Origin of the sequence: Oceanobacter antarcticus (assembly GCF_044962685.1) — a bacterium.
In the GTDB taxonomy this organism is placed as follows: domain Bacteria; phylum Pseudomonadota; class Gammaproteobacteria; order Pseudomonadales; family Oceanobacteraceae; genus Oceanobacter; species Oceanobacter antarcticus.
This window is the reverse complement of the sequence record NZ_JBBKTX010000013.1, coordinates 112,419-139,263: the sequence shown is the minus strand read 5'-3', so window position 1 is coordinate 139,263 and position 26,845 is coordinate 112,419. Positions and strand designations below refer to the sequence as shown.

27 protein-coding genes are annotated in these 26,845 nt (G+C 53.5%); 24 read left to right on the top strand and 3 right to left on the bottom strand.

From position 1 onward, the window contains the following. The 4 genes from WG929_RS11980 to modF form a co-directional block, all read left to right on the top strand. Positions 1-276 (top strand): hypothetical protein (locus WG929_RS11980; RefSeq protein WP_416206204.1); only part of this gene is annotated, 276 nt, incomplete at its 5' end. Further along, positions 233-1,624, top strand: a complete 1,392-nt coding sequence (locus WG929_RS11975) for a diguanylate cyclase (RefSeq protein WP_416206203.1) — start codon at positions 233-235, stop codon at positions 1,622-1,624. The genes WG929_RS11980 and WG929_RS11975, both read left to right, overlap by 44 nt. 61 nt (positions 1,625-1,685) lie before the next feature. Next, complete coding sequence (locus WG929_RS11970) at positions 1,686-2,030, top strand: histidine triad nucleotide-binding protein (RefSeq protein ID WP_416206202.1); 345 nt, start codon at positions 1,686-1,688, stop codon at positions 2,028-2,030. 6 nt (positions 2,031-2,036) lie between these two features. Beyond that, on the top strand, positions 2,037-3,473 hold the full coding sequence (gene modF / locus WG929_RS11965; protein WP_416206201.1) for a molybdate ABC transporter ATP-binding protein ModF: 1,437 nt from the start codon (positions 2,037-2,039) through the stop codon (positions 3,471-3,473). 6 nt (positions 3,474-3,479) lie between these two features. Here modF and WG929_RS11960 read toward each other — a convergent pair whose 3' ends face one another. After that, complete coding sequence (locus WG929_RS11960; RefSeq protein ID WP_416206200.1) at positions 3,480-4,544, bottom strand: hypothetical protein; 1,065 nt, start codon at positions 4,542-4,544, stop codon at positions 3,480-3,482. Between the two features lie 130 nt (positions 4,545-4,674). Continuing rightward, positions 4,675-6,510 carry a dihydroxy-acid dehydratase gene (gene ilvD / locus WG929_RS11955; RefSeq protein WP_416206199.1) on the bottom strand — a complete coding sequence of 612 codons (1,836 nt, stop codon included), beginning with the start codon at positions 6,508-6,510 and terminating at the stop codon, positions 4,675-4,677. 735 nt (positions 6,511-7,245) lie between these two features. On the opposite strand from ilvD, the gene argS reads away from it, so the two are divergent. The 3 genes from argS (at position 7,246) to WG929_RS11940 (ending at position 10,510) form a co-directional block, all read left to right on the top strand. Next, positions 7,246-8,931, top strand: a complete 1,686-nt coding sequence (argS, locus tag WG929_RS11950) for an arginine--tRNA ligase (protein ID WP_416206198.1) — start codon at positions 7,246-7,248, stop codon at positions 8,929-8,931. Positions 8,932-8,998: 67 nt separating this feature from the next. Then, positions 8,999-9,577, top strand: coding sequence for an SPOR domain-containing protein (locus WG929_RS11945; RefSeq protein ID WP_416206197.1), 579 nt, complete (start codon positions 8,999-9,001; stop codon positions 9,575-9,577). A gap of 42 nt (positions 9,578-9,619) precedes the next feature. Further along, positions 9,620-10,510 (top strand): alpha/beta fold hydrolase, encoded by an 891-nt coding sequence (locus WG929_RS11940; RefSeq protein WP_416206196.1) that lies wholly within the window; start codon positions 9,620-9,622, stop codon positions 10,508-10,510. Positions 10,511-10,673: 163 nt separating this feature from the next. Here WG929_RS11940 and WG929_RS11935 read toward each other — a convergent pair whose 3' ends face one another. Continuing rightward, the gene (locus tag WG929_RS11935) at positions 10,674-11,702 is read right to left on the bottom strand and encodes a porin (protein ID WP_416206195.1); all 1,029 of its coding nucleotides are present in this window, start codon (positions 11,700-11,702) and stop codon (positions 10,674-10,676) included. Between the two features lie 313 nt (positions 11,703-12,015). Here WG929_RS11935 and WG929_RS11930 point away from each other — a divergent pair, with 313 nt between their 5' ends. The 17 genes from WG929_RS11930 (at position 12,016) to WG929_RS11850 (ending at position 26,841) form a co-directional block, all read left to right on the top strand. Next, a complete protein-coding gene (locus WG929_RS11930) occupies positions 12,016-12,816 on the top strand; it encodes an IclR family transcriptional regulator (protein WP_416206194.1) in 801 nt (266 codons plus the stop codon). A gap of 368 nt (positions 12,817-13,184) precedes the next feature. After that, positions 13,185-14,063: an ABC transporter ATP-binding protein gene (locus tag WG929_RS11925; RefSeq protein WP_416206193.1), complete on the top strand. Its 879-nt coding sequence runs from the start codon at positions 13,185-13,187 to the stop codon at positions 14,061-14,063. Positions 14,064-14,109: 46 nt separating this feature from the next. Further along, positions 14,110-15,168: an ABC transporter substrate-binding protein gene (locus WG929_RS11920; protein WP_416206192.1), complete on the top strand. Its 1,059-nt coding sequence runs from the start codon at positions 14,110-14,112 to the stop codon at positions 15,166-15,168. A 21-nt stretch (positions 15,169-15,189) separates the two neighbouring features. Then, a complete protein-coding gene (locus WG929_RS11915) occupies positions 15,190-15,960 on the top strand; it encodes an ABC transporter permease (protein ID WP_416206191.1) in 771 nt (256 codons plus the stop codon). 12 nt (positions 15,961-15,972) lie between these two features. Further along, entirely contained in the window at positions 15,973-16,737 is a 765-nt protein-coding gene (locus tag WG929_RS11910) for an SDR family oxidoreductase (RefSeq protein WP_416206190.1), read from the top strand. Positions 16,738-16,782: 45 nt separating this feature from the next. Further along, positions 16,783-17,751 (top strand): VOC family protein, encoded by a 969-nt coding sequence (locus WG929_RS11905; RefSeq protein WP_416206189.1) that lies wholly within the window; start codon positions 16,783-16,785, stop codon positions 17,749-17,751. Positions 17,752-17,761: 10 nt separating this feature from the next. Further along, positions 17,762-18,919: an FAD-dependent monooxygenase gene (locus WG929_RS11900; RefSeq protein WP_416206188.1), complete on the top strand. Its 1,158-nt coding sequence runs from the start codon at positions 17,762-17,764 to the stop codon at positions 18,917-18,919. Then, the gene (locus tag WG929_RS11895; protein WP_416206187.1) at positions 18,916-19,248 is read left to right on the top strand and encodes a hypothetical protein; all 333 of its coding nucleotides are present in this window, start codon (positions 18,916-18,918) and stop codon (positions 19,246-19,248) included. Before WG929_RS11900 ends, WG929_RS11895 begins: the two co-directional genes overlap by 4 nt. After that, positions 19,249-19,470 (top strand): recombinase-like helix-turn-helix domain-containing protein, encoded by a 222-nt coding sequence (locus WG929_RS11890; protein WP_416206186.1) that lies wholly within the window; start codon positions 19,249-19,251, stop codon positions 19,468-19,470. It abuts the gene before it with no gap. A gap of 27 nt (positions 19,471-19,497) precedes the next feature. Next, on the top strand, positions 19,498-20,523 hold the full coding sequence (locus WG929_RS11885; protein WP_416206185.1) for a Rieske 2Fe-2S domain-containing protein: 1,026 nt from the start codon (positions 19,498-19,500) through the stop codon (positions 20,521-20,523). 26 nt (positions 20,524-20,549) lie between these two features. Continuing rightward, positions 20,550-20,993, top strand: coding sequence for a RidA family protein (locus WG929_RS11880; RefSeq protein ID WP_416206184.1), 444 nt, complete (start codon positions 20,550-20,552; stop codon positions 20,991-20,993). A 12-nt stretch (positions 20,994-21,005) separates the two neighbouring features. Continuing rightward, positions 21,006-21,977, top strand: coding sequence for a PDR/VanB family oxidoreductase (locus tag WG929_RS11875; protein WP_416206183.1), 972 nt, complete (start codon positions 21,006-21,008; stop codon positions 21,975-21,977). Positions 21,978-22,253: 276 nt separating this feature from the next. Further along, positions 22,254-22,781, top strand: a complete 528-nt coding sequence (locus tag WG929_RS11870) for a cupin domain-containing protein (protein WP_416206182.1) — start codon at positions 22,254-22,256, stop codon at positions 22,779-22,781. Positions 22,782-22,797: 16 nt separating this feature from the next. Then, the gene (locus WG929_RS11865) at positions 22,798-23,649 is read left to right on the top strand and encodes an alpha/beta fold hydrolase (RefSeq protein ID WP_416206181.1); all 852 of its coding nucleotides are present in this window, start codon (positions 22,798-22,800) and stop codon (positions 23,647-23,649) included. Further along, positions 23,646-24,443, top strand: coding sequence for an SDR family oxidoreductase (locus WG929_RS11860; protein WP_416206180.1), 798 nt, complete (start codon positions 23,646-23,648; stop codon positions 24,441-24,443). The genes WG929_RS11865 and WG929_RS11860 overlap by 4 nt, the downstream gene beginning before the upstream one ends. 19 nt (positions 24,444-24,462) lie before the next feature. Beyond that, entirely contained in the window at positions 24,463-25,254 is a 792-nt protein-coding gene (locus tag WG929_RS11855; protein ID WP_416206179.1) for an aspartate dehydrogenase, read from the top strand. Between the two features lie 108 nt (positions 25,255-25,362). Beyond that, the gene (locus tag WG929_RS11850) at positions 25,363-26,841 is read left to right on the top strand and encodes an aldehyde dehydrogenase (RefSeq protein WP_416206178.1); all 1,479 of its coding nucleotides are present in this window, start codon (positions 25,363-25,365) and stop codon (positions 26,839-26,841) included. Positions 26,842-26,845 lie beyond the last annotated feature (4 nt).

The window sequence follows — 26,845 nt, the reverse complement described above, 5'->3', positions numbered from 1 at the left end:
TCAGAAGTGAAACGCAGCATCGCCGATGGTAGTGTGGGGTCTCCCCATGTGAGAGTAGGTCATCGTCAAGCTCTTAAACAGAACACCCCGTCCTGCGCTGCAGGGCGGGGTTTTTTACGTTCGCTACAAAACCAATATGCTGAACAGTACCCTGAAACCAAAGGCCTGGTAGATTATTCTACCGGGCTTTTTTGTATTTTAAATTCGCATAAATATCAGCTGGGTGTTAGTCGTGAATACTTCGCAATCTGCCTACTGCTTGGAAAGGCGCCATGATTTAAGGCAATCGACGACAAAAAAACGTCCCCTTGTCATCAACGTCTTATTCTTGACTACACTTTCTTTGTACGTGTTACGGGGAACAGCAGTGGTAACTTATCTGGTTGTTGAAGACGACCCTGTCGTCAGCAAAATACTCAAACATATCATTCGGCAATCTCTTGGCGATCATGTTGTTTATGCATCGACATTGCAGGATGCTCTCTATCTTTTGAAGCAACATCGACAGACGCTGGCTGCTGCTCTGGTTGATGTGTGTTTGCCTGATGCACCGAACGGCGAAGCCGTGGATGCTATCGTGACTGCTGGTGTCCCATGTGTCGTGCTGACTGCCAGTAATAATGAAGAAACGCGGCAGCGGTTTTTGCAATCCGGTATTGCTGATTATGTAACCAAGGATGGACGCTATTGGTACCTGTATGCGGTGAAGATGCTTGCTCGACTCGAGCGCAACCACTTATTTCCCGTTCTCGTGGTCGACGACTCAAAAGTGTGCCGAAATACCATGATCAGAATGCTGGAAACCCATCGTTATCCGATTATTGAAGCCAGTAGCGCAGAAGAGGCTTTGGAACATCTGGAAAAGAGCCCGGAAATCAGAATCATGGTCGTCGAGCATGAACTTCCGGGCATGAATGGTCTGGAACTGGTTCAGATGGTACGTTACAAATACAGCAGCCGACCGATAGGTATTATTGCTATCTCTGGTGTTAACTGCGGGCGTGAGCAGCTGACGGTAGATTTTATCAAGTCCGGCGCGGATGATTTTTTGCCAAAACCATTTGATCATCAGGAATTTACCTGCCGTATTACCAATAGTACGTTGGCAACAGAAGCTTTCATTCAGCTACAGGAGCAGGCATCCAAGGATTATCTGACGGGCATGTTTAATCGCCGTTATTTTTCCAAAGCAGCTGATGAACGACTGGATAAATACAACAATGTAAAAAACAGCATGGCGCTGCTTGATATCGACTTTTTTAAGAAAACCAATGATGAATTTGGTCATCAGGCGGGTGATATTGTTTTGAAAACATTATCAGCAGAATTATTGCAGACCTTCTCCCAGCTGTTATCGGCCAGAGTTGGGGGTGAAGAGTTTGCGATATTGATGCCCGGCATAAACTCCAGCCGGGCATCGGCCTTGATGGATGGCTTTCGACGGCACATTGAAGGGCTACTTATTGATGTCGAAGATGGCGATTTGTTACGGATTACGGTCAGCATCGGTATTTGCACGACCAGCGGTGGTTCTGCTGAGCAAATGTTTTCGGTGGCGGATGAATGCCTCTACCGCGCGAAACTGAGTGGTCGTAACAAGGTGGTATCCGTCGACGACGACTGATGATGGATTGAAGAGAGGCCGGGCTGTACAGTAAGGTGTCCGATAATGACAGGAGGACACTATGTCTGAAGACACTATTTTTGGCAAAATAGCGCGCGGTGAGATCCCGGCCAACATTGTTTATGAAGATGATCTGGTGCTGGCTTTTCGCGATCTTTACCCGGCAGCGCCCACTCATATTCTGATTATTCCCCGTAAACCCATTCCCCGGCTGTGCGATGCTAACGTTGAAGATAAGGAGTTGCTTGGGCATATGCTGCTGACTGCTAATCAGGTGGCCGAAGCTGAAGGTCTCGGAGATAAATTCCGATTGGTTATTAACAACGGTGCAGATGCGGGTCAATCGGTTTTTCATTTGCATATGCACGTCATCGGTGGTCGTCCACTGAACTGGCCGCCGGGTTGATAACAGATGAAGTTCGAAGCAATACGCGCAAAGCTCCACGATGGCCGTTATCTGGTTGTTGATCAGTGGCAGATTGACGAAGGTCAGTACTGGGCGATTACCGGAACTAACGGCAGCGGGAAAACGGTTCTGTCCTGTCTGTTGGGAGGTCGGGTCAAGCTGAGTCATGGCACTATACAATCACTGCGAGATAATATCGCTTATGTCTCTCTGGAGGCTCAGGCCGAGCTGATTGAACACGAGCGCAAAGTGGATGAAAGTGACCTTACGGACATGGCCTACAAGGGAACGCTGGTACGTGATCTGATTTCACCGCTGGAGGATGTCGCGGATCTTATTGATGGTTTGGGAATTCGCCATTTACTCGACCAGGGCTTCAGATCCTTGTCGACGGGTGAAAGTCGCAAGGTTTTGTGGGTTAACCGGCTGCGTCAGCAGCACGACTTACTGGTGTTGGATGAGCCGTATGAAGGTTTGGATGCGAACAGCCGTGACTACATCAGGGAGTGGCTGGATGAGCTGGCAGCGAAAGGGATCCGCATTGTCTGGGTCGCCAATCGACTGGATGAATTACCGGACTGGATAACGCATGTGGCGTTTATGCACAATGCTGAACTTATGGCGCAAGGTGTTCGGCAAGAAGTACTGGCCCGGCCTGAGGTTAACGCCCTGATCCATTTTGACAGTGAGTTGCCCGAGTTACCGCCGCCGCCAGCTCCACCACTGATGCTCGCAGAAGATGAGCCTCTTGTTTGTCTGACCCAGGGTAATATTGGTTACGACGACCGCGTGCTGTTTGATCAGTTGGACTGGACGATTACACCGGGCCAGCACTGGGCGGTTCAGGGGCCTAATGGTTGTGGCAAAACCAGTTTGTTGCAAATGCTGACGGGGGATAACCCGCAGTGCTACCGCAATAACTTGCGGCTGTTTGGTATCCAGCGTGGCTCGGGTGAAAGTATCTGGGATATCAAGAAGCATATCGGCCTGGTATCGGCCTCGTTGCAGTGGCAATACCGGGCTTCAACCAATGTCATCAGTGCCTTGGTTTCCGGCCTGCATGACAGCATCGGTTTGTATAAAGCCGTGCGGGATGATGACAAAAAGCTGGCGCTGCAGTGGCTGGATATTCTGGGACTTCGGCATAAGGCCAACCAGAGTCTGCAGCACCTGTCATACGGTGAACAGCGGCTGGTGCTGATTGGTCGGGCGCTGATCAAGCAACCGGCTTTGCTGATTCTGGATGAACCCTGTCAGGGGCTGGATGATATCAGTCGTCAGATGGTCTTGGCGTTTATCAATCGTTTGGTGAGTCAGCAGCGTATGACGATGCTGTATGTCACTCACCACGCTGATGAAATTCCGGCTGAATTCCATCAGCGGTTGCTGTTTCAACCGCAACCGGATGGCAGCAGTATCATCCTGCCAATGACGACGGGCTGACAGCTGTCAAGGTTGCGAGAGTTTTGGTTTTGAGGTGGCTGGTACTGGCACCGACGCCTCAGATTCCAACGTATGCAGACGGCTGGTGAGTTCCTGGATTCTCTTTTCCAGCGGAGCCTTGATATTAACTGACAGTTCGTTGGCTTTCTGTACCAGTGCCAGAGTCTGATCGATAAAGGCCATATTGCGAAGGTCGCCAGCGTTAAGCGCTGCGGCTAACTGATGCAGGTAATCCTCGAAGCGCAGAGCAGCCTGCTCTGCGTCATCGATATCCATATTGATGATTTTTTCGGCTTCACGGCCGATATAAAGCGCATGTTGTGCCGCTCGCAGTGCCCGTTTGCCGATCTGTTCCGACAAAACCCGATTGGGGTATTGGTCACTGATTGTATCTCTGGCTTCTTCCGTTAGCTTTTCTGCTGCCCGAAAGGTATCGGCGGCAAAGTCATCGACACCTTCATCTTCGGCCTTATCAAGGGTTTTTCGGGCGGGACGCCAGTGCAGTTCGAGCATGGTGTCACGCTCCAATGCCTGCATGTCTTCAAGCAGATCACTAATATCGTCGTTCATATTGCCATTGCGGCCCGCTTCAATACGTTGTGCCAACGCTTTGATTTGCTCGAACTGCTTCTGATAGGCGGCTGGTAATACCTTGTTGGCCTTGATTTCTTCCAGTGTCTGTTTCTGCACCAGCAGTACCGATAGCCTGTCTTCAACTTTCTGTTTGTTGGTCATAGCGCTTTCAAACAGTGTTAGCGCCCAGGCGGCGGCTTCGATAGCCTGTTGGTTTTTTCCGGCCAGGTCATCCTTTCGTGCCGTTTTGATGGATTCGTTCATCTGTTGCCAGTGCAGCGGGGAATACAGGGCAATGTTTTCATTTCTCGCCGTGATCAACGCATCTTCCGCCTTGTCGAGTGCGGAATCCGTATCGCCGGTAAAGGCTTCTGCCTTGCGTGCAGCGAGGTCGTCGAAGGCTTCTTCGTTAGCGATATGTTTGCTGGCACAGCCTGATGCCAGCAGCAGGGCCAGCAGAACAGGCAGGAAAGTGCTATGCCGGAGCATGGAGAACATATAGAGATCCTGTTAGTGCACAAAAAAAGCGCTGTCTCACTGACGGTGAAACAGCGCCGCTTTCAGGTCACACGTCAGTGTGCTGAAAGATCAGACTGGCTATCGTCTGACGGGTTCTCAATTTCTGGCGTTAATCGAGTAACGATTTGTCGCGCACGGCACCTTTATCGGCGCTGGTCGCGAACTTGGCATATACCTTCAGTGCCGTGCTGACTTTACGTGGACGCTGTTCCACCGGTTTCCAGCCGTTGGCATCCTGGGCTGTGCGACGGGCGGCCAGTTCGGCGTCATCGATCATCACGTTAATCGTACGGTTCGGAATGTCGATGGTAATCGGATCGCCATCTTGCAGCAGACCAATCGCTCCGCCGGCAGCGGCTTCTGGAGAGGCATGACCAATCGACAGACCGGAGGTGCCACCGGAGAAACGACCATCAGTCAGCAGTGCACAGTCTTTGCCTAACCCTTTCGATTTCAGGTAGGAGGTCGGGTACAGCATTTCCTGCATACCCGGACCGCCTTTCGGGCCTTCGTAGCGGATGATGACGACATCACCGGCGACCACTTCGTCGGCCAGAATGCCTTTTACCGCGCTGTCCTGAGACTCAAAAATTTTCGCCTTGCCGTTAAACAACAGAATGGAATCATCAACACCGGCGGTTTTTACCACACAGCCGTCGAGGGCGATATTGCCATACAGAACGGCGAGGCCACCTTCTGTGGAGTAGGCGTTTTCGAGATTACGAATACAGCCGTTGGCGCGATCACCGTCGAGGGTTGGCCAGCGGGTGCTCTGGCTGAACGCTGTCTGGGTTGGAATTCCGGCCGGGCCTGCTTTATAAAACTCCAGCACTTCTGGCGTCGGATTGCGCATGATGTCCCACTTATCCAGCGCCTCAAGCATGGTCGCGCTGTGTACGGTGGGCAGGTCGGCGTGCAGCAGACCGGCGCGTTCGATTTCGCCCAGAATACCCATAATACCACCGGCCCGGTGGACATCTTCGATATGGTATTTTGGTGAGTTCGGCGCCACTTTACACAGCTGCGGCACGACACGGGACATACGGTCAATGTCTTTCAGATCGAAGTCCACTTCGGCTTCTTGGGCCGCCGCCAGCAGATGCAGAATGGTATTGGTTGAACCACCCATGACGATATCCAGCGTGATGGCATTCTCGAACGCTTTAAAGCCGGCGATGGAGCGTGGCAACACCGATTCATCGTTTTCTTCATAATAACGCTTGGCGTTTTTTACGATCAGACGCGCCGCTTCGAGGAACAACTCTTCACGGTCAGAGTGAGTCGCCAGTACCGTACCGTTACCAGGCAACGACAGACCAATGGCTTCGGTCAGGCAGTTCATGGAGTTGGCGGTGAACATTCCAGAGCAGGAACCACAGGTTGGGCAGGCGCTGCGTTCGTATTCGGCGACTTTTTCATCCGAGGCGGTATCGTCGGCAGCGATGACCATGGCATCAACCAGATCCAGCTTGTGTTCCGACAGCTTGGTTTTACCGGCTTCCATCGGACCGCCAGAGACAAACACTACCGGAATATTCAGGCGCAACGCCGCCATTAGCATTCCCGGTGTGATTTTGTCGCAGTTGGAGATACACACCAGCGCGTCGGCACAGTGGGCATTGACCATGTATTCGACCGAATCGGCAATGATTTCGCGGCTGGGCAAACTGTAGAGCATGCCGTCGTGCCCCATGGCGATACCGTCATCCACGGCAATAGTGTTGAACTCTTTGGCGACGCCACCGGCTTTTTCGATTTCACGTGCGACCAGCTGCCCCATGTCCTTCAGATGTACATGGCCCGGAACAAACTGGGTAAAAGAGTTGGCGACGGCGATGATCGGCTTATGGAAATCGTCGTCTTTCATTCCGGTGGCGCGCCACAGGGCACGGGCACCCGCCATATTACGACCTGCGGTTGAGGTCTTGGAGCGGTACTCAGGCATGGTGTCTCTCTCTTTATTCGTAGATCCTGCCGCAGCGGCTGGCAGCTATTTTATGCGCTTCGGGTTGGCGACAAGCGCTGCCCGGATGCGTGAAAGGCACGTAGTTTAGCAAAAGGCCGCTCACAACGCAGTGATCTTGGCGAACGATTGGTGTCATCTTGTTGCTGGGTAGTAGGGAAATTCGCAGGTGTGAATAAGATGGACTTATCCCATGTTTCTGTGGATAAAAGCTGGGATAACTTTGGGGTAACCAGCGGACTCCCTTGTCGTTGTTAGAGGTTGGTTGAGTTGTTCAAAAAACAACCTTTGTGATTTCATGCCAAAGATTCTCTAAAGACCAAAAAAAATATTAACAAATCATCGAGTTATAGAGTGTTTCACGAATCCCTCGGCTGCTTGTCAGGAAAAGCACATCTTTTATGTTCGTTGGAGGGTAAAAAATGACCGGTGTCCCTTGACGTTCTGTGATGTGGATAACAAATTGCAATGGCGAGATCGATGTGTGGAAAAGTGTGTGAATAAATAGATGGATAACTTCTTTTGGTGGCGGCTTCCAGAGAAAACAGACGGAAAGCGGCGGTCACTTGATCGGATGTATTCTGACGGTGCGTTTTAGTCACTGAACAAATCATCGGGTTTTTGTACTGGGTGCCGCCCTATCCTTCACCCGGAGCGCTGAATTTGAGATACTCAGGTTCCTTTCCTGTCAATCGATACCAATCTGATCCCCTGCTTATGAAACCGCAAATTGCCGAGCTGCTGTCCGTCGCCATTTCTTGTCTGAAAGAACAACAGGTGTTACCTGCCGAATACGAGGCGCGTATCCAGATCGATAACACCCGTGACAAGGCGCACGGAGATTTGGCAACGAATCTGGCCTTGACCCTGGCCAAGTCAGCGGGCAAAAAACCCCGTGAGCTGGCGCAGTTGCTGGTGGATGCACTACCCACCACGGCGCTGATCGAGAAGGTTGAAATCGCAGGCCCCGGATTTATTAATTTTTACCTCAGCCAGGCGTCAACCAGTCATCTGGTCAAGGCCGTACTGGACGCCGGTGCCCGTTATGGCCGGAATGATTCCGGTGCCGGTAAAAAAGTACAGGTCGAGTTTGTGTCGGCCAACCCGACCGGGCCGCTGCATATTGGCCATGGCCGTGGTGCAGCGGTCGGCGACTGTATCTGTCGGTTGCTGGATGCCAACGGCTGGGAAGTGACTCGCGAGTTTTATTACAACGATGCCGGTGCCCAGATCAGCAATCTGGCGCTGTCGGTGCAAGCACGTTGCAAGGGGATGACACCGGACGACGCCGGTTGGCCAGAGAACGGCTACCGTGGCGACTATATTGTTGATCTGGCGAACGATTATATGGCTGGAGTCACCGTCGAGTCTGCTGACCAGAGCTACACTGGTGCCAAAGACGTGGATGATCTTGACGCCATTCGGCATTTCGCGGTGGCGTATTTGCGCCGTGAGCAGGATCTGGATCTGAAAGCCTTCGCAGTTGATTTTGATGTCTATTTTCTGGAATCCTCGCTGTACAGTGAAGGCAAGGTCGACGACGTGGTACAACGCCTGATGGCCAGTGGTTATACCTATGAGGATGGCGGTGCCCTGTGGCTGAAAACCACCGAGTTCGGCGACGATAAAGATCGTGTGATGCGCAAGTCTGACGGTGGTTTTACCTACTTTGTACCGGATGTGGCCTATCACCTGGATAAATGGCAGCGCGGTTTTGAACGGGTCGTGAATGAACAGGGAGCTGATCATCACAGTACCATCACTCGCGTGCGGGCCGGTTTGCAGGCGCTGGCTGTGGGTATTCCCCAAGGCTGGCCTGACTATGTGTTACACCAGATGGTTACCGTAATGCGTGGTGGCGAAGAGGTGAAAATCTCCAAACGCGCCGGTAGCTACGTTACCTTGCGTGATCTGATTGACGAAGTAGGTCGTGACGCCACCCGTTATTTCCTCGCGGCGCGCAAAGCGGATAGTCAGCTGACCTTTGATATCGACTTGGCGCGCGAACAGTCATCGGATAATCCGGTGTACTATATTCAATATGCCCATGCCCGCGTCTGTTCCATTTTCCGCAAGCTGGCGGAATCGGGACTGAGCTGGGATGCGGCAATCGGTCTGGCAGCTCTGGAGCACCTGCAGCTGGATTCCGAGAAAGAACTGATCGTGAAGTTGGGGCGCTTCCCGGAAGTGGTCAAGGTGGCAGGTGCTGCCAACGAGCCGCATCAGATTGCTAACTACCTCAAGGATCTGGCGGCGGATTTTCACACCTATTACAACTCCGAAAAAACCCTGGTGGACGACGACGGTTTGCGTAACGGTCGTCTGACTCTGGCAGAAGCTGTCCGCCAGGTGATTGCCAACGGTTTGTATTTGTTGGGTGTGAGCGCTCCGGACGTGATGTAAAGCCACTTGCCGCTGCGGTGGGTGAAGCTGCCTGCCGTCATCAACCATTTATCAGGATGAAAGGTTTATGTCCGACAGTTCCAGTCGTATTCCCGGTTGGGTATGGATCACCACGCCAACCCTGGCCATCGCCTTTGCCGGATTTGTCATTTATCTCAGTACCCTGCCTGCCAGTGACGAGCTGGGAGCGATCAAGGGTGATGCCCGTCAGGCATTGCAACAGGGTATCGAGCGGGCAAAAGCCAGCGTTGCAGATACTGTGAAAGACCAGGCAATGCGAGAAGCGGGCAAACCGGCTTATGATTTTTATCGTTTGCTGGAACAGCAGAAAGTAGATGCGCCGGAAGTCGACGCCTATGTCTCGACCCCAAAAGATGCCACCGTCAATTATGAGTACTTGCTTCAGGTCGGCTCTTTCCGTAATGGTGATGATGCCGATGAAATGCGGGCCAACCTGCTGTTACTGGGCATGAATGCCTACTCGGTTGAAGCCAGTATTAACAGTGGCACCTGGCATCGGGTGTTTGTCGGTCCCTTTTCCAATCGCTCAAAATTGAACAAGGCGCAGGATATCCTGGTCAGTAACAACATCAGTCCATTATTGATAAAAAACCCGCTGCCAGCAGACTCCGGTACTCAGCAATAGTCTTGCCTCCGGGTTACTGACAGTCATGGCGAGGAAGTTCTTATGCGTCAGCAAGCTCAATGCTGTTCCTACCAATACCAGACCGCCGAAGGCCCACACCAGGGCAGCTACCTGTTCTGGCCGTCTGCCCGTCCACATGCTCCACTGCTGGTGTGCGTACACGGGCTTACCCGTAACGCGCGTGACTTTGACGTGCTGGCACAAGCGCTCACCGAACATTACCGGGTTATTTGCCCGGATGTGGCCGGCCGAGGCGACAGTGAACGGCTCCAGAACCCTGAGCTTTACGGCTATCCGCTGTATGTCGGCCAGCTGCAGCAATGCCTGCAGCATCTGGCGCTGACATACCAGGTGACAGAATTCGACTGGGTGGGCACCTCCATGGGTGGCCTGATCGGCATGATGCTGGCTGCCCAACCGGTTTGTCCGCTGCGCAAGCTGGTGATTAATGACGTCGGCTTTTTTATTCCCAAGGCAGCGCTGGAACGCCTGTCCGGCTATGTCGGCAAGGGCACTGAGTTTGCCGAGCTGGCGGCGGTAGAAGTCTACCTGCGCGACATTGCCAGCTCGTTTGGCCCGCTCACCGATGACCAGTGGCAACATCTGGCACGTTACAGCGTCGAGCCTCACGCCGGTCGTTACCGGTTGCGATACGACCCGGCGATTGCTGAAGCATTTTCTGGGGTTCCACTGACCGATGTTGATTTGTCAGCCATCTGGCAAAACGTCAGGATCGATACACTGCTGATTCGTGGTGGTGATTCTGATCTGCTGTTAGCGGAAACCGCGCTCACCATGGCCGCCCAGGCAAACGTGACGCTGGTGGAATTCCCGGGGATTGGCCATGCGCCAGCACTAATGGCGCGAGATCAGCTTCGGGCGATTCGTGAGTTTCTGGGAGACGGGCAAAAAAAGGCGAGGACCGCAGACTAGCGATCACACGCAAACGATGAAGGTCTGGAAACGAAGGATAACCAGCCCTGCAGCAACCCGTTCAGCATTGCTGCCCTTGGCCATCAGCGACCGGGGGGAGTTGGATTGATGGCCAGTGAATCGCTTCCTTGCGATTCACCTCCTTTTGGCAGATGACAGCCAATCAGAATTTTACTTTGGTACCAACACCGATGTTGTCGTTGTCTGATTCGCTGTATTTGCCTGCTTCCAGCCACAATTCCATCATTGGATCCAGTTGATAGCTCACCTTGGCCAGCTTTGCGGTGTCTTCCGTAAGTGCTCCAGCACTTGGCGTTTCGCGATTTTGCCAGGATGCGGACGCACTGAACGCCCCATTCGTGTAGGTGCCGGTAACGGCTTTGACGTCGAAATCAGCACCGGCGCTGCCGAGTGCGATGTTCTTTTCATACACGCCAGCCAGGCTGAAGCTGTCCCAATTGTAGTGAGACGCTACAACCCAACGCTTGCGATCATCTTCACCGTTGGCGGCTCCGGCCAATGTCTTGTCATAGACTGACAAGTTGACACCAAACATGAATGCCTTGTCCTTGTACACACCGTGAATGATCTTCAGGTCATCTGCTTCACCGGATTCATTCCCGATGGAGGCGTATACCACCTTGGCAAACATATGGTTCCATACCGGGGTTTTATAGACCAACCCGTCTTTTGACCATTTGGTTTGAGTCCACATGCGGGAACCGTTGGGAGCACCGGTCGGAGTACTGTCTTGGGTATTCACTTCGAATACATCGACCGGGGCGTAGAATTCAGAATACACCCCGGACATGGCGTCACCGAAAGCAAACAGACCATACTGAGTGATCAGTGCCGCGCCGGCATAGCGAATAAAGATCGGGTCTTCTGTTGATGTTGCACCGTAGTATTTGCTTTCACTGCCATCTGCTTCTGCGATAGGGGCAAAATCAGCCTCAAACCGGTACGCCAATTTCATCCCGTTTTGCAGAATATGCAGGCCTTTGAGGCCCACAATACCTTCATACAAGGTGGGTGTACTATCCACATCCTGACCGATGAAGTTGGTATCACTGAAGTCCACGACGCGGGCACTGATGGTGCCGTAAACCTGAGGTGGTTTGGTATCTGCAATCGCCTGGGTGGAAAGTACCAGGACGCAAGCGCCAGTCAGAGTGGTTAGGGTCTGTTTCATGCAGAGATTACCTCGGATGCCGGTTATTGGTTGTTTCAAATAAGAAACATTGTTTTGTATTTAAAATAAAACTAAGTGTCTAGCGTCCTTAGGTCAATTGCTGAACCGACAGAATTGTTGACATTGCTGGTTTACTCGTCAGAACCGGCCCGAGAGAGAACGAATAGGGTGAATTTGTCTCTTGCCAATCCGCTAGCTCTTGATCGAGTCATATACCGGTTTGACAATCTTTGTCTCGCTGTGAGAATTTCCAGACCTTGGATTCATGCCACCAGCAGGATGGCGGCATTGAACAGTGCATCCGGAGCAAACCATGAATGAAAAATCAGAAGGCCTGGAACGGTATGTTGTGCCTGGTCTTGAGCGCGGCCTGAAGCTGTTACTGGAATTCAATCGCCAGAACACCCTGTTGACCGCGCCAGATCTGGCTAAACGGCTGGATCTGCCGCGAACCACCGTCTTTCGTTTGCTGGCAACGCTGGAAAGCATGGGATTTGTAACCCGTTACGGGAATGAGTACCGACTGGGCATGGCGGTATTACGGCTGGGGTTTGAATATCTGGCGTCACTGGAACTGACAGAACTGGGACAGCCTGTGCTAAATCGTCTGAGCCGGGACATTGGCTACAGCTGTAACCTGGTGGTACGGGATGAGCAATCGATTGTGTACGTCGCCAAGGTCACGCCACCAACGATTCTTGCCAGCTCGGTCAACGTTGGTACCCGATTACCGGCGCATGCGACTGTGTTGGGGCGAATTCTGCTAGAAGATCTGGACTTGGCCGAGCTGTACGAGTTGTATCCGGATGACCCGTTGCCGGGTTACTCTTCCAGCACCCCGCGTACGGTGGCCGATTTACACGCAATGGTGCAGCAGGACATGCAACGTGGGTATGCCTTGAGCGAAGGCTTTTACGAATCCAGTATTTCCACCATTGCTGCCCCTGTGCGGGATGGCTCGGGAAAGGTGGTTGCGGCGCTGGGAGCGACAATTCCGTCAGACCACATTGATGAACAACAGTTGCAACCTCTGGTGGTCAAAGTACGTAGCAATGCAGCTGAATTATCCCGCTTACTGGGGTACACCAAGGGTCGTCGAGCGGTTGAATACTGATTTCGGAACGCTGGATATACCAGGCCTCGCTGATGCGGGGCTTTTTTATGTCTGTTTCCAGCCTGTCAGATAAACGCTGGAGATGTCACTGGCTCGGGTATGTTTGTTTCTGGTGCATGGTGCCTATCCGTGCGCCCCTTTGGTGTGTTTTTCATGCAGATCCAGTGGAATGGGTATTGTCATTCTCACCTACGCTTTGGAAACACATCTACCAATAACAGATGTTCTTTATTTAACTTATTGAAAATAAACATATTTATTCTAATTTCTGATCGGCTGGCAAGGAATTTGGTAAGGCTGGCATCATACCTGCATTGTAATTTCACATATAAATCAACAATTCAGATATGAAACAAAGAGTGATTCCTATGACCACAACCAGCCCTATGTATGTCGTCAATGAATCTGTAACCAGAGAATCCACCGCAGCGGTGGCTGCTCCTGGTGGTGATGTAACCCCTAATCGGGTCGAGATTGAGTTCCGTGGCGTCAGCAAGGCATTTCCACAAAAGGATCAACAGCAAGCCCCCGCCGTAGTCAAGGATTTGAACTTTGCTATTCGAAAGGGTGAAGTCGTTTCTCTTATTGGTCCATCCGGTTGTGGCAAAAGCACCCTGCTGAACATGGGCAGTGGATTGTACTCCGCTACGACTGGCACCGTGATGGTGGCGGGGCAAGAAGTCAAAGGCCCAGTCAAACGGGTTGCCTTTATGTTGCAAAAAGATTTGCTAATGCCGTGGCGCACGATTCAAAAGAACGTCGAAGTCGGGATGGAAATAGCGCGAGTGCCCAAGGCTGAGCGTCAGGCCATCGCCCGGGACATGTTGGCTAAATGTCACTTGGCAGGGTTTGAAAAGCATTATCCATTCCAGTTGTCCGGGGGGATGCGCCAACGTGCGGCTCTGGCACGAACGCTGGCGATGAAGCCAGACGTCCTGTTTCTTGATGAGCCATTTTCGGCGCTGGATGCCCAGACCAAGATGGTATTGCAACAGGATCTGGCGAATACGCTCTACAACGAACAGAAAACGGCCCTTTTTATTACTCATGATCTGGCAGAGGCGGTCGCACTTTCCGATCGTATTCTGGTAATGAGCAGCCGCCCCGGCACCATCATTGAAGAAATAACGGTAGACCTTCCATTTCGCAACAACCCACTTGAACGTCGCAAATTACCGGGTACAGGCCCTCTGATCGGTCGCCTGATGGAACTGTTGCACGTTGGTGATGAAGGCTCAATGCATTGATTGAAAACAAACAACCAAAAACGACTGTAATCGACAGGAGTACACCATGAAGCTATTTAGCAAAACCCTCGTCAGGGCCTCGATGGTAAGTGCCGCCATGATCTGGTCTACCTTTTCTCAGGCAGAATTGCAGGAAATTACGTACCTCATGCCTGCTCCACCCACGCTGCCTGCATTTGCACCCTGGACGCTGGCGCAATACAAAGGCTACTTCGCCGAAGAAAACCTGAAGGTCAATTTTGTTACCGCTCGTGGAGGTGTCGACGTTGCCAAACAGATCGGCTCTGGTAACGCCATGGTCGGTGGTGCTATTGGTGACACTCCGCTGATTGTTCGCGCCAACGGTATTCCAGTGAAAGCCGTTGCCGTGTTGGGTGCGGGCAGTCTGACCGTTTTGGCCATGGGGGATGACTCGGGGGTTAAAAGCGTGGCCGATTTGAAAGGCAAGACGGTCACCGTCATGTCGTATTCGGACACCACGTATTATGCCTTGCTGGCGACACTGAAAAAAGCAGGTCTCAGCAAGACCGATCTGGATATTCAGGCGGCGGGACCTGCCGGTGTCTGGAAATTGTTTGCGGCAGGTAAAGCCGATGCGATGGCTGGCGCCCCAGACTGGGTCATCTCGGCTCGTGATGGTGGCCGCAGTGTCAGCCTGATGCCTGAAGCCAATATGTTTGACAGTATGGCGCAGGCAATTCTTGCTTCTGATGATGCTATCAATAATCACCCGGACATTGTCCAGGGCGTTGTGACCGCAACCCTCAAGGGCATGCGTGACATCATGGCCGATCCGCAGCAGGCGGCGATCGATTTTGCCACCGCAGTCCCTTCATTCAAAGGCCGGGAAGATTATCTCGAACGTGCCTTTGCCCTGTTTAATGAACGTGTTTACAAAAATCAGCTGATGCCAGGTCTGATTGATGAAAACCGACTGGCAGGTGTCGCCAAATTTTACCTCGACGAGGGCATCGTCAAGCATGCAGTGTCACTGCAGGATTTGTTCACCAATGAGTTTGCCAAGAACGCCCGCCCTGGCGCCTCGATCACATCACAGTCTACCAAGCCGCACATTCTGGTGACCGCAATCGATGAACGTCAATAAGGCGTGACAGGAGGCATAACAATGAATAATCGAACCATTGCCGGCAGTGTCGGGATTCTGCTGCTGTTTCTGGGGAGCTGGGAGTGGGGGCCTGCAGCTATGGGTATGCCTGAATACGTGCTGCCCAATTTGAGCCATGTCTGGCATGAGTTCTTCGTTATGTGGAACAACAGCGAGCTGCTCAAACATACTCTGATCACTGCGGTAGAGGTGCTGCTCGGCTTTGGTATTGGGGCATTTCTGGGGCTTGCGATCGGTGTCGCCCTGGGGTTGTCCCCTGCTGCTGAAGCGATGTTGTCACCTTATATCCTGGCGTTGCAAATTGCCCCGAAAGTCGCCTTTGCACCGCTGTTTGTGATGTGGCTGGGGTACACCATTTATCCCAAAATTCTGGTCGCAGTACTGATCGTTTTTTTCCCGGTGATGATTAACGTGCTGTCCGCAGTGCGCACAGTTGACCCGGATATGGTCAACCTGATTCGCATCATGAATGCCAGCCGTTGGCAGATCTTCCGGCTGGTGGAATTTCCATCTGCCATGCCCGCGCTGTTTTCTGGCTTGCGTATTGCCTCCACGCTGGCGGTGATTGGCGTCACAGTAGGCGAGCTGGTGGGTGGCAATCTGGGTCTGGGCTACTTGTTGGTGGATTCTGAAGGTCAGGGAAATACCGCTGGTGTGTTTGTTGCCATCGTAGGCCTCACACTTATCGGGATTGTTGCCTATGGCGGTGTGGTGTTGGCGGAGAAGCGAGTGTTGCACTACATGCCCAAAGCCAATCTGGCGACTGCGTGAGGAGAGGCATAGATGAGTACGATCAACCAACTTCTGAAGGGGCGTAAGGTACTGGTCACTGGCGCTGCCCGTGGGCTTGGATTGGTTTTTGCCGAACAACTGGCGCGTGCTGGAGCACGTGTGGCGCTAGCCGATATTCTGGAAGAACAGGTCAAAGCATCCGCTGCTACTTTGCGGGATCAGGGTCTCGATGCGACTGGATTGGCGCTAGATGTGCGCGATCCTCAATCGGTCGCCATGGCTGTCTCGCAGGCGGTAGAGGCGCTGGGCGGTCTGGATGGGGTGGTCAATAACGCCGCGATCACCAACTCTGGAGGTAAAACCACCGAAGAGCTGGCAATCGACACCTGGGATCGGGTGATGGAAGTGAATGTCCGTGGTAGCTGGTTGGTAACGAATGCCTGTTTGCCTGCACTGCGAATGAGTGGTCGTGGTGCCATTGTGAATCTGGCTTCCGATACCGCCATCTGGGGCGCACCGCAGCTGCTGGCTTATACCGCCAGCAAAGGTGCCATCATGGCCATGACGCGCTCTCTGGCAACCGAGCTAGGTGATGACAACATCACGGTGAACGCCATCGCACCAGGTCTGGTTGCCGTAGAGGCCACGGCATATGTGCCACAAGGCCGCAAGGATCTGTATCGCCAACAACGTCCACTGAAGCGCACCCAACTGCCGGAAGACGTTTGTGGTGCGGTGATTTTTGCCTTGTCGGATATGGCCCGCTTTATTACCGGACAAACACTGCCAGTCAACGGCGGTTTTGTGATGCCATGAATCGGGTTCAGCCTGATTAAAGCAAGCTCTGAGCGAGAACAGAACATGAGTATATTGGGAATCGACGAAATTACGTTTGGTGTGGAAGATCTGGCGTTATGCCAGCGCTTCTTTGCCGATTGGGGTCTGACGCTACTGAGTCATTCGGCGACCGAACAGGTGTTCGAAACACTGAATGGCTGCCGGGTAGTGATCAAGCACAAGGACGATGCTTCCTTGCCCCCTGCCATTGAAACTGGACCGACACTGAGAGAAGTGGTCTGGGGAGTGGAATCCGATGACGACCTGGCTTGGTATGCCGACCGGATGGCTTCCAAGCCAGGCTATTTTTTTACCGGGCAACATGCGGGTTGTCTTGATCCGAATGGCCTGGGTGTGCGTCTGCAGAAAAGCATCAAACGCGACATTGAGATTGAGTGTGTCGGCCACAACAGCTGGAACGAGCGTGGCCGGATTAATCAGCCCAGCCCGATTTATGATCAAGCTACCCCGATTGAAGTGGGCCATGTCGTGTTCTTCGTCAATGACGTGATGGCCTGTGAAGCCTTTTATCGCGACACTCTGGATTTTGTGACATCCGATCGATATCCGCAGAAAGGTGCATTCATGCGTTGCTCCGAGAAAGGCGGTCACCACGACATCTTTTTACTGCAACCGCCAGAACCTCGGGCCGGACTCAATCATGTCGCTTTTGCCGTACGCGATATTCACGAAGTCTTTGGTGGCGGCATGAATATTTCCCGCCTGGGTTGGGATACTGAACTTGGGCCGGGTCGTCACCCGATATCGTCGGCATTTTTCTGGTACTTCCGCAACCCGGCGGGAGCACTGGTGGAATACTACGCCGACGAAGATGAGCTGACCGCGGAATGGCAGCCCCGCGACTTCGAGCCTGGCCCAACTGTTTTTGCCGAGTGGGCCATCTCTGGAGGCATAGACGGCAATACCCGCCGTCAATCCAGCGGCCCGCAAGCGGCCAGCAAAACGTTTATTACCGCCCGAGACAAACCGTAAGGAGTATTCCATGGCGAAATTATCAATTGGTGTGGTAGGTGGCGGTATTGGTGGTTTGACCGCTGCTATCGCATTGCAGCGCATGGGCCATGAGGTCACCGTTTTCGAACAATCAAAAGCGTATTTGCGGATTGGTGCTGACATTAACCTGACTCCAAATGCCGTCAAGGCCCTGGATGGTCTGGGTCTGAATGAAGCCATTCGCAAAACGGCCGCCCGCCCCACCCATCGCATTAGCCGGATGTGGGATAGCGGCGAAGAAACCTCACGTCTGGCTATGTCGAATGACGCTGAGATCCAATATGGAGCACCACAGCTGACCATTCATCGTGCAGACCTGCTGGCAGCTTTGGCCGCTGCGTTTGATCGCCGTAACGTGGTGTTTAACGCCCGTATCAATCGTATTGAGGAACAGACTAATGGTGTTGTGGTGGAAACCACGGCAGGCCAGAGTTATCCGCTGGATGTTGTGCTCGGTGGTGATGGTATTCACTCCGCCGTACGTGCCCATTTGTTTGGAGAAGAACAGCCGCGCTTTACCGGAGTGGTTGCCTACCGTGCCGTGGTACCCGTCGAACGGCTGCAAGATATTCCGGATATTCAGGCTTTCACCAAATGGTGGGGTGAAACCCCGGAAAGTCAGATTGTGACCTTCCCGCTGAATCAGGGTAAGGACATCTTTATTTTTGCCACGACCGCCCAGAACAGCTGGACTGAAGAGAGCTGGACGGGTGCGGGAGACTGCGACGAGTTGCGTAGCCACTATACCCATTTCCATCCACAGGCTCGGAACTTGCTGGATGCGTGTGACGAGGTACTGAAAACCGCCCTGTACGAACGGGATCCGTTGGAGTGCTGGAGCAAGGGACGTATTGCTTTGTTGGGCGATGCTTGCCATCCGATGATGCCGTTTATGGCCCAGGGAGCGGGTCAGGCGATTGAAGATGCCATCGTACTGGCGCGGACGCTGGAACACGCCACCAACGGCGACGAAGCGGAAGCGGCACTGCATGTGTATCAGACGGTACGTCAGGATCGTGCCCGTCAGATTCAAGTCGGCTCGCGCTCCAATCAGTGGCTCAAAAATGCGGGCAGTGCTGACTGGGTGTACGGCTACGATGCCTGGACTGTCCCACTGCAAGGCGAATCTGAGGAGATCCCGGTGTGAGTAGTGCACAGACGAACGACACCCTGTTGCTGACGGTGGTGCTGAAGCATGACCAGTCGAAGAATCTGGAAGAGATCCAGAGCCATATGAAAAAAATGGACTGGTGGGAGCGCTTTCCTGTGGAAGGCGTGGAAATCGTTTCCTGGACGGTTGCCATGGGGCTTGGACAGATCGTAACACTGCGCTTGCCACCGTCCTTGTTGCCAAAAATCAATGTAGAGCTGGAGCGTTCCGCCTGGGGCGTTTTTCGCACCGAATGTTACCCGACGTATGACTTTGTACCAGTGCGCGCAATGATCCGCGAACGTGTACAGAATGGAGGACAGTAAATGAAAGCACCGTATCTGGAGCCACATCAGGCCCGTACCCGTGACAACACCCCGTTTGAAGACCTGCTGGCCGATTCAATTGAGCGTGCTTTCGGGGAGCAAATCCATGATCTGCCCGCGCTGGTGGACTTTCTCAACATGGCTGGGCCGCCATGCCCGACGGCAACCGGTCGGTGGACCGAAGAGTCCTATAAAACCCTGATGAGCAAGCTGGGCGAGTAACACGGCATAGCAGAGAGAGAAGCAAGTATGAACATCATTCAAACCAGTGCCGATCCGGTCGAAACTATTCTTCAGCAAGGCATTAAGGATCGTTGGTATCCAGTCTTGCCAGCCACTCAGCTGACCCAGGAAAAGCCGGTTTCACTCCGTATTCTGGGCTACAAGATTGCACTATGGCGCGATACCGATGGCACGGCTCATGCGGTAGAAGATCACTGCCCACACCGTGGTGCGCCATTGTCGTTAGGGGTTAATCTTGGTGACCGTCTGCAGTGCCCGTATCACGGTGTAGAAGTGGACTGTAGCGGTAAAGTGCGCAAAGTACCGGGTAGTCCGGGGTGCAAGCTTGAAGGCAGCAGCCCGACGCGCCGTTTTCACGCCAAAGAAGTGGCAGATGTCATCTTCCTTTACAACGCCACCGATCCACAGTTGGAAACACCCCCTGAACTGACCCTGCCAGAACAACTGACCTCCGATGAGTACTCCGGCTTCCTGTGTTATTGCGAATGGAAAGCGGACTACCGCTATGTACTGGATAACGTGGCGGATCCGATGCACGGTGCCTTCTTGCACAAAATGTCTCATTCCATGTCGGAAGGGGAAACCCAGGCAAAATTCGTCACCAGCGATACGGAACACGGCTTTATTTTCGAAAAAGATGGCCAGCGTGGCGTCAACTTCGACTGGAGTGAATTTGCCGATACCAACCTGCTCTGGCAGCGTCTGGAAATTCCATATCCCAAGACCGGTGGTCCGGGCGGTAACTTTCATATTATCGGGATGTATGTACCGCTCAACCCTCAACTGGCAGCGGTCTTCCATTGGCGTTGTCGTCCGCTGAATGGCTGGCAAAAAGATACCTGGCGCTTTCTCTATAAAAACCGTCTGGAAGCACGCCATTGGCATGTACTGGAGCAGGATCGTCTTGCTTTGGAAGCCATGGAACCCGATGCCAATCAGCGTGAAATGCTCTATCAGCACGATTTAGGTCTGGTTCGACTGCGTCGTTATATGAAGAACCTGGCCAGGCAGGAACTGGAAGCCAAACAGTAACGGAAACCGAAACAGTGATAAATGCGATGAATAATCTGGCAGCCCATGTTTGGGCAGACAATGTCCCTGAGCTGGCAACCGCCAGTTGGTCCAACGCCCTGTTATTGGGGCGTGAACTGGTGACCTCTGGAATGACCGGCCACCCTGTCACCCGTAATGCAGCAGAAGCGGGTGAACCGCTGGATGCCTATCAGCAAACGCTGCTGGTATTGGGCAAAATTCTGGCTTTGGCTGAAGCTGCAGGTGGTCATATTGGTAATATCTATCGACTGACTGTGTACGTTACCGCGATCACGGACAAAGAGGCGATTGGCCGTGCCCGCAAAGATTTTTTTGCTGGGCAAACGGTCTATCCGACCTCAACGCTGGTTGAGGTTTCCGGGTTGGTGTTTCCTGAGCTATGTGTGGAAATCGAAGCCGGTATTCACCTGGATGCAGACCTTAGATCCCTGATCAAACAGGCCGATTAACGGAGCCGGATTATGAGCAATGATACTCTCGCCGCCCTGGTGTCCCAGATACGCTACGAGGCCGAAGGCATCATCAGTATTGAGTTGAGGCCAGAGCCTGGAATGGCGGATTTTCCTGCATTTGAGGCGGGTTCACATATCAATCTGTTTTTGCCCAATGGCATGGTACGCAGTTATTCACTGTACAACTCAGCGGCAGACAATAACCGCTATGTTGTCGGTATTTTGCGTGACAAAAAGAGCCGTGGAGGCTCGGAGTGGGTGCACAAACAACTCCGAGTGGGTACGCGTTTGCCAATAAGCACACCGCGCAATAATTTCCCGCTACATGCTCATGCGGGTCACAGTGTCCTGGTAGCGGGTGGTATTGGTATTACACCGGTGCTGTGTATGTTCCGCCAGCTGCTGCAGCAAGGGCGCTCTGCCGAGCTGATTTATTGTGCTCGAAGCCGTCAGGAAGCCGCATTTATTGAGGAAATTGAGACATTGGTTGAAGAGCTGGGTGGGGCGGCCACTTTCCGCTTTGATGAAGAAGAGGGGACGCCTCCCAACCTTGAACAGTTACTGCAGGGACGCGATATCTCAGCCCATTTCTACGGTTGTGGCCCAGCGCCGATGCTGGAGGCCTTGGAAGCCTCGTGTGCACGGCTGGCATACCATAACGTACATATTGAACGATTCGCCCTGGTTGATATTGCAGCCTCGGAAGATGCCCGCAGCTGCTATATGGTTGAATTGGCCCGTTCCGGGCAAACCTTACAGATCAATCCTGGCGATATTCTGCTGGAGCGGCTCGAAGGTGCAGGTATTGCGGTTGAGTGTTCCTGCCGGGAAGGGGTGTGCGGTTCTTGTGAAGTGGCCGTGCTGGAAGGTGACATTGACCATCGTGACGGGGTGCTGACCAAGGCAGAGAAAGCGGCCAACAACACCATGATGATCTGTGTTTCTGGCTGCAAATCGAACAGGTTGGTACTGGATCTCTAACAAACGTGTCGCTATCGGCTGCTGGTAGCGACAAAGGCGACGAAGCCGTTGGTACGGGTCATGTTTTCGCCTTGACCGAGTGGGTAAATCTGCCTAGCATGTTTCATATAAAGACCAATGTTTCAAATTTAAAACAATTGTCGCCTAAATAAGTCAGAAAAGGTTCGCGGAGGCATCTCAAACCCCGTGATACAAGCCGCTAAGGGTATGGCAAAAGAGCAGGTGGGCAGAGCCATCACCCACAGACATATGGCGAATTAACCTGAGGAAAACAGCATGTCCGAGACCTTCGAAAGCTGGAGCAAACCAACAGATAAAAGTCTTGAAGAATTTATGGCTGGCCGAATTGCCCGTAAGGAAGATCGCAATTACGACTTCAATGCGCTCAAGTTTCAAGCCGACTACGACCCTAAGTACCGTCGCGCCCAGATGCGCTATATGGGTACTGGTGCTGCGGGCGTCACCAGCGACACCAATACCGTCCCATCGGAACATTTCACCTTCTCGACCATGTTGTTACCCGCCCAATGTGAAGGCCCGCTGCATCTGCATGACGATGTCGAAGAAGTCTTCTTTATGTTACGTGGCTCGATCCGCCTGTTTCTGGAACAGGATGGAGAAAAGTGCGAAACCGTGCTGCATGAGCGAGATCTGGTATCCATTCCGCCAGGTATCTACCGGGGTCTGTACAACGATACCCAGGAAGATGCACTGATGTGCGTAATGTTGGGAACGCCAAAGCCAACGATTCCGACCTATCCTGAAGATCATCCGTTAGCCAAAATCAAACGCGAAAAAATGTAAGCAAACAGGTGTAAACATGCTGACCCGGATGCTCAACCATTTTCCTCTGCGTACCTGCTTGCTGGCGGAAGGCCAACAAACCTGGCGCGAAGGAGGCAGCGCGAAGTGTAACCAGGTGCTGGTGTTACTGCATGGCATCAGCTCTGGCTCGGGTTCCTGGGTGCAACAGCTGGATGCCCTGGGTCGGCACTGCCGGGTACTGGCCTGGGATGCACCAGGGTATGGCCGCAGTGCCGATCTGCCGGACAGCCAGCCGGGGGCGATGGATTACGCCGAGCGATTGGCTGACTGGCTGGATGCACTGGACGTGGAGCGTTGTTGGTTGGTGGGTCATTCTCTGGGAGCCATGATTGCGGCAGCGTTTGCCCATCGTTATCCCGGACGTCTGGACGGTTTATTGCTGGCCAGTCCGGCTCAGGGGTATGGCAAGTCGGACGCGGACACTCGTGAGCGTATTTACCATCAGCGTCCCGATGTACTCGAACAACTAGGAGCGGATGGCCTGGCCGCACGCCGGGCCGCCGCATTGTTATCTGCCAGTGCTACTGCAGAACAGGTCGAACTGGTCGCCGACAGTATGAAGCGATTGCGGCTGCCAGGCTTTCGCGCCGCATCGTGGTTATTGGCTCATGACGATATCTGGTGCTATCTGCCGGTGGATGTGACAGTACGGCGAGTGATCTGCGGCGGTATGGATGGCATCACGCCCCCGCAAGGTGCCCGTCAATTGGCCCAGGACTTTGATGCCACCGAGTTTGTTGAAATTCCCGCCGCTGGCCACGCCTGTTATATCGAGGCCGCCACTTTGGTTAATCAGACCCTGATGGACTGGATGTCGACAGGGTCTGCCAAGACAGGTAGTACATGATGAGTTTTATGCTGAAAGACCGTGTTGTGGTGGTTACTGGTGGTTCCTCTGGCATCGGCCTTGAAACCGTTCGTTTGCTGCTGCAAGAAGGGGCCAAAGTGGCCTGGTGTGGCCGCGATGCTGATCGTCTGGCAGCGTCGGTCACAACGATCAAAGAGGCTTTTCCTGGTGGCCAGTTTATAGCCCGTCGTTGCGATGTATTGAACGCTGATGAAGTGGGCCGCTTTGCGGCGGCTGTCGCGGTGGAACTGGGTAACACTGATTGCCTGATTAACAACGCTGGTCAGGGGCGGGTGTCCAACTTTGCCAATACCTGCGATGAGGATTGGCTGGCTGAAACAGGCTTGAAGCTTTTTGGGGTGATTCGCCCGGTACGTGCCTTTATCGACCAGTTACTGGCCTCGAATATCGGATCCATTACCAACGTGAACTCCTTGCTGGCCAAACAGCCAGAGCCGCACATGATGGCGACGTCGGCAGCGCGTGCCGCCTTGCTTAATTTTACCCACACCCTGGCCCATGAGTATGCCGCCAAAGGTGTAAGGGTAAATTCAATTTTGCTCGGTATGGTGGAGTCAGGGCAGTGGCGTCGTCGTTATCAGGAACGCTCCGATCAGAACAGTAGCTGGGAAGAATGGACCGCAGGCATTGCCAGTCAGCGTGGCATTCCGATGGCCCGCCTCGGACGTCCTGAAGAGCCAGCACGAGCACTGGTGTTTCTGGCTTCACCATTAGCCTCGTACACCACCGGGTCTACGCTGGATGTCTCCGGTGGCTTTGGCAAGCAACTATAACCAGATCGGGAATCGATCCATGAAACGACTGATGATGATTGGCTTTGGTGCCATGGCAGAAGAAGTTCTGAAGCTGTTACCGGAAGGCATGGTGCTGGGCTGGGTCGTCGCCACAGAGCGCAGCCGTGACCGGATTGCGCGCCAAGTGGGTAATCAGGTGCAGGTGATTACTGCGGTGGCGGCATGTGATGGTCGGCCCGACCTGGTACTTGAATGCGCAGGCCAGGCTGGAGTAAGAGCCCATGGTGCTGCGGTGCTTCAGCGCGGTTGGGATCTGATGATGATTTCCATCGGTGCGCTGGCCGATCGCCAGTTGGCTGATCAACTCTATGCCGCAGCAGCAATCGGTAAGGCGCGCTTACATGCCTTGCCCGGCGCCATTGCCGGTATCGACGGTTTGGCCGCTGCACGTGAGGGAGGCTTGCATCAGGTGACGTACACATGTCGCAAAAATCCGCAGAGTTGGCGCGGCAGTCCGGCCGAAAGCATGATTGACTTGGCCACCATTAAACAGCCACAGGTATTTTTTGAAGGCACGGCACGACAAGCAGCACTGACCTTTCCGGCCAATGCCAATGTTGCCGCCACCATTGCCTTGGCCAGCCTTGGCCTCGATGGCATTCGCGTGCAGTTGGTGGTTGACCCGTTTACAACGACCAATCAGCACCAGATAGAGGCATATGGGCGTTTTGGTGAAATGAGTATCCAGCTGTGTGGCAAGCCGCTCGACAATAATCCGAAAACCTCAACGTTGGCAGCGCTGAGTGTGGTGCGCGCCTGTCGCCAGAGTGTGTCGACCCTGGTGATCTAGTTCGTGATCCAGCCCTGAGCGGATAAACCCGATGTTCAAAAAATATTCCCGGATGGGAAGGGTGTCCCTTTGCCGTTCGACAGTAAATTACAGATGAGGAGGCTGATTATGGTCAAGCCAATATACATCGCAGGCGAGTGGAAAAATGGACGTGGGGGGCTTCGTGCCACCACCTTTCCGGCCGATGGCAGCATCAATGCTGACATCGCCACAGCCAATGCCGACGACGTTGAAGAGGCCGTACAAGCCGCCGACAAGGCCTGGCGTGATCCATCCTGGCGTCATCGCCTGCCCCATGAACGCGCCGCGATTCTTTATAAAGTAGCGGATCTGGTGGCTGCCCGGGCAACCACACTGGCCGCATTGCAAACCCGTGATAACGGCAAGCCGCTGACTGAAACCATGGCACTGGTGATGAGCGCAGCGGGTACCGCACGGTATTTTGCTGCCGCTTGCGAAACACTGGACGAAAGCCTTCCCAGTCAGCGCTCCCATGATTACATCACGGCCAGTGTGTACGAACCACTGGGAGTGGTGGTGGCGATTACACCGTGGAACTCACCGATCGCCAGCGAGATGCAGAAGATTGCTCCGGCGCTGGCTGCGGGAAATGCCGTGATTGTGAAACCCGCCGAAGCCACGCCGCTGGCGGCACTGGAACTGGCGCGGTTGTTTGAAGAAGCGGGCTTGCCAAAAGGTCTGCTGAGTGTACTGCCTGGGCGAGGATCTGTGGTTGGTGAAGCGCTCGCCAGACACCCGAAGGTGCGCAAAATTGCCTTTACCGGAGGTACCTCTACAGGCCGTCGTCTGGCTGGTATTGCTGCGGAGAAACTGATTCCGATTTCACTGGAGCTGGGTGGAAAATCCCCCACCATCGTGCTGGAAGATGCCGATATTGAAATGGCTGCGCGGGGCGTGTGCTACGGCATTTTCAGCTCAGCAGGCCAGGCCTGTATCGCGGGTGCGCGGCTGTTTGTGCATCACAATATTTATGAGCCATTTATGGCGCGCTTACTGGAATTGACCCGAGGCTTGCGTGTCGGTCATCCGGAACAGCCCGGCATCCATATGGGGTCACTGATCAATATGGCCCACCTGGAAAGTGTCGCGGGATTTGTTGAGCGCGCCGGCGCTGATGGCGGAACGATTCTGTGTGGTGGCAAACGCCTGACCGGCAAAACGGAAACCTGTGATTACGACGCTGGTTGCTTTTATGCACCGACGATCATCAGTGGTTTGAGTAATAGCAGCTATGTCTGCCAGGAAGAAATTTTTGGCCCGGTGCTGGTGGTACTGCCGTTTGACAACGAGGCCGACCTGGTTGCCCAGGCGAATGACAGTATGTTTGGTTTGGCGGCCGGTATCTGGACTGAAAATTTTCGGCGCGGTTGGCGGCTGGCACGTACCTTGGACACCGGTACGGTATGGCTGAATACCTATAAAAAATTCTCTGTATCGGCGCCATTTGGTGGCTTTAAAGAGAGTGGTTTGGGCCGTGAAAAAGGCCGTGCTGGTGTGCGGGAATACATGCAACAGAAAAGTATTTATGTGGGCTTGAGCGATGAGCCAAACAACTGGTCAGCCTGATTGG

Excerpts from the sequence above, each read along its gene's own strand:
- WG929_RS11970 (WP_416206202.1), top strand. The coding sequence starts at position 1,686 with ATGTCTGAAGACACTATTTTTGGCAAAATAGCGCGCGGTGAGATCCCG.
- modF (WP_416206201.1), top strand. The coding sequence starts at position 2,037 with ATGAAGTTCGAAGCAATACGCGCAAAGCTCCACGATGGCCGTTATCTG.
- WG929_RS11960 (WP_416206200.1), bottom strand. The coding sequence starts at position 4,544 with ATGTTCTCCATGCTCCGGCATAGCACTTTCCTGCCTGTTCTGCTGGCC.
- ilvD (WP_416206199.1), bottom strand. The coding sequence starts at position 6,510 with ATGCCTGAGTACCGCTCCAAGACCTCAACCGCAGGTCGTAATATGGCG.
- argS (WP_416206198.1), top strand. The coding sequence starts at position 7,246 with ATGAAACCGCAAATTGCCGAGCTGCTGTCCGTCGCCATTTCTTGTCTG.
- WG929_RS11945 (WP_416206197.1), top strand. The coding sequence starts at position 8,999 with ATGTCCGACAGTTCCAGTCGTATTCCCGGTTGGGTATGGATCACCACG.
- WG929_RS11940 (WP_416206196.1), top strand. The coding sequence starts at position 9,620 with ATGCGTCAGCAAGCTCAATGCTGTTCCTACCAATACCAGACCGCCGAA.
- WG929_RS11935 (WP_416206195.1), bottom strand. The coding sequence starts at position 11,702 with ATGAAACAGACCCTAACCACTCTGACTGGCGCTTGCGTCCTGGTACTT.
- WG929_RS11930 (WP_416206194.1), top strand. The coding sequence starts at position 12,016 with ATGAATGAAAAATCAGAAGGCCTGGAACGGTATGTTGTGCCTGGTCTT.
- WG929_RS11925 (WP_416206193.1), top strand. The coding sequence starts at position 13,185 with ATGACCACAACCAGCCCTATGTATGTCGTCAATGAATCTGTAACCAGA.
- WG929_RS11920 (WP_416206192.1), top strand. The coding sequence starts at position 14,110 with ATGAAGCTATTTAGCAAAACCCTCGTCAGGGCCTCGATGGTAAGTGCC.
- WG929_RS11915 (WP_416206191.1), top strand. The coding sequence starts at position 15,190 with ATGAATAATCGAACCATTGCCGGCAGTGTCGGGATTCTGCTGCTGTTT.
- WG929_RS11910 (WP_416206190.1), top strand. The coding sequence starts at position 15,973 with ATGAGTACGATCAACCAACTTCTGAAGGGGCGTAAGGTACTGGTCACT.
- WG929_RS11905 (WP_416206189.1), top strand. The coding sequence starts at position 16,783 with ATGAGTATATTGGGAATCGACGAAATTACGTTTGGTGTGGAAGATCTG.
- WG929_RS11900 (WP_416206188.1), top strand. The coding sequence starts at position 17,762 with ATGGCGAAATTATCAATTGGTGTGGTAGGTGGCGGTATTGGTGGTTTG.
- WG929_RS11890 (WP_416206186.1), top strand. The coding sequence starts at position 19,249 with ATGAAAGCACCGTATCTGGAGCCACATCAGGCCCGTACCCGTGACAAC.
- WG929_RS11885 (WP_416206185.1), top strand. The coding sequence starts at position 19,498 with ATGAACATCATTCAAACCAGTGCCGATCCGGTCGAAACTATTCTTCAG.
- WG929_RS11880 (WP_416206184.1), top strand. The coding sequence starts at position 20,550 with ATGAATAATCTGGCAGCCCATGTTTGGGCAGACAATGTCCCTGAGCTG.
- WG929_RS11875 (WP_416206183.1), top strand. The coding sequence starts at position 21,006 with ATGAGCAATGATACTCTCGCCGCCCTGGTGTCCCAGATACGCTACGAG.
- WG929_RS11870 (WP_416206182.1), top strand. The coding sequence starts at position 22,254 with ATGTCCGAGACCTTCGAAAGCTGGAGCAAACCAACAGATAAAAGTCTT.
- WG929_RS11865 (WP_416206181.1), top strand. The coding sequence starts at position 22,798 with ATGCTGACCCGGATGCTCAACCATTTTCCTCTGCGTACCTGCTTGCTG.
- WG929_RS11860 (WP_416206180.1), top strand. The coding sequence starts at position 23,646 with ATGATGAGTTTTATGCTGAAAGACCGTGTTGTGGTGGTTACTGGTGGT.
- WG929_RS11855 (WP_416206179.1), top strand. The coding sequence starts at position 24,463 with ATGAAACGACTGATGATGATTGGCTTTGGTGCCATGGCAGAAGAAGTT.
- WG929_RS11850 (WP_416206178.1), top strand. The coding sequence starts at position 25,363 with ATGGTCAAGCCAATATACATCGCAGGCGAGTGGAAAAATGGACGTGGG.